The sequence below is a fragment of the Selenomonas ruminantium subsp. ruminantium ATCC 12561 genome (assembly GCF_000424065.1).
Classification (GTDB): domain Bacteria; phylum Bacillota; class Negativicutes; order Selenomonadales; family Selenomonadaceae; genus Selenomonas_A; species Selenomonas_A ruminantium.
Genome location: NZ_AUJE01000069.1, coordinates 1 through 1,663, shown reverse-complemented (window position 1 = coordinate 1,663; position 1,663 = coordinate 1). Strand labels below are relative to the sequence as shown.

Annotated in this window: 2 protein-coding genes; both read left to right on the top strand. The window is 44.9% G+C overall.

Annotation, left to right across the window (positions count from 1 at the left end):
• Positions 1-62: 62 nt before the first annotated feature.
• Positions 63-761: a helix-turn-helix domain-containing protein gene (locus G598_RS20130; protein ID WP_026767593.1), complete on the top strand. Its 699-nt coding sequence runs from the start codon at positions 63-65 to the stop codon at positions 759-761.
• Positions 722-1,648 carry an IS3 family transposase gene (locus G598_RS20125; RefSeq protein WP_211221599.1) on the top strand — a complete coding sequence of 309 codons (927 nt, stop codon included), beginning with the start codon at positions 722-724 and terminating at the stop codon, positions 1,646-1,648. Before G598_RS20130 ends, G598_RS20125 begins: the two co-directional genes overlap by 40 nt.
• The last annotated feature ends 15 nt before the right edge of the window (positions 1,649-1,663 follow it).

The following is a 1,663-nucleotide window of genomic DNA, read 5'->3' as shown; positions in this document are numbered from 1 at the left end:
TGATATGCTCCCCCTATGAGAGACAGTAAAAAATAAAACTGTCATCATAGGGGGATTTTTCTATGCCAAACAAACAGAAAGTAGCAATAGAAGAAAAAGTAGAATATGTACGAGCTTATCTGCGCGGAGAAATTACTCAAGGTAGGATTAGCAAAGCAGCAGGAGTAAGCCTGGCCTCAGTACAAGTGTGGATTAAACGCTACAAAGCAGAAGGTGTTGACGGATTTTATACTGGCAAGGGCAACAAAGTTTATGCACCAAAAACAAAGACGATGGCTGTCCTAGATTATTTGAGCGGTAAAGGCAGTCAGACTGACATTTGCCAGAAATATAAAATTCGTTCCAAGACTCAACTTCAGAAATGGATTAAGGTGTATAATGCTCATGGAGACTTAAGCTCCAGAAAGTATTCAGGAGGCGGAAGCTACATGAGCAAAGCACGCAACACCACACAGGAAGAACGCCTGCAAATTGTCCGGGAATGCCTGGCTTCAGATAAAAACTATGGCGAAATGGCCAAGAAACACAAGGTCAGCTACCAACAGGTACGGACTTGGACTTTGCGTTACATAGAACTTGGCGAGTCCGGTCTGGAAGACCGCCGTGGCAGGCGTAAGAAAGACCAGACGCCTCGTACGGAACTGGAAAAGGCTCAGATTGAAATCAAAAAACTGAAACATCAGCTGTATATGGCTGAGATGGAGCGTGACCTGTTAAAAAAATTGAACGAATTGGAGAGGGGGGAATTCTTGGACAAGTAAGGCGTCTTCGCTCCTATAAGGCTATACGGGATTGCCACCAGGAAAAAGATTATCCCATTGACGAACTGTGTAGATTGCTGAATGTATCGAGGTCAGCCTATTACAAATGGGCAGCCGGGAAGATCAGCGACAGGATTCGGGAAAACAAAACCATTGCTGAACTGGTGGAAAAAATCCACAATGAACGCCCGGACAAGGGCTATCGCCGCATAAACGATGACCTTCGGCACGACCACGGCATTCATGTAAATGACAAGCGTATCCTTAGGATATGCCGAAAGAAGAGCATTAAATCCACCATTAAATACCGCAGCCACGGCTGCACCAGACGTGCGAAGAATCCTCAATACATCGCAGAAAACATTCTTTCTCGCAAATTCCATGCCGATACTCCAAACGAGAAATGGTTGACCGATGTGACCGAATTCAAGTGGTATGAGGATTCTGTTGTGCATAAACTGTACCTAAGTGCCATTCTTGACCTTTACGATAGACGAATCGTATCCTTTATTATTAGTGAGCATAACGACAACCCGTTGGTATTCAAGACCTTTGACAAGGCGGTAAAAGCCAATCCAGATGCCCATCCGCTGTTCCACAGTGATAGAGGCTTTCAATATACGAACAGGAATTTCCACCACAAACTGGAAAAACAGGGAATGACACAAAGCATGTCCCGCGTAGCCCACTGCATTGACAACGGGCCTATGGAAGGATTCTGGGGCATCCTTAAGCGGGAGATGTACTACGGCAGACGTTTTACCAGCAAGTGTGAACTTATGCGTTCGATTGAAGCATACATTCATTATTACAACCACAAGCGTGTGCAACGTAACCTTGGTATCTTAACACCAATAGAGAAACACACCTTGTATTTAGCCGCATAAAAAAGGCCGACAGAC

Coding starts and splice junctions, on each gene's coding strand:
- G598_RS20130 (WP_026767593.1), top strand. CDS start 63: ATGCCAAACAAACAGAAAGTAGCAATAGAAGAAAAAGTAGAATATGTA.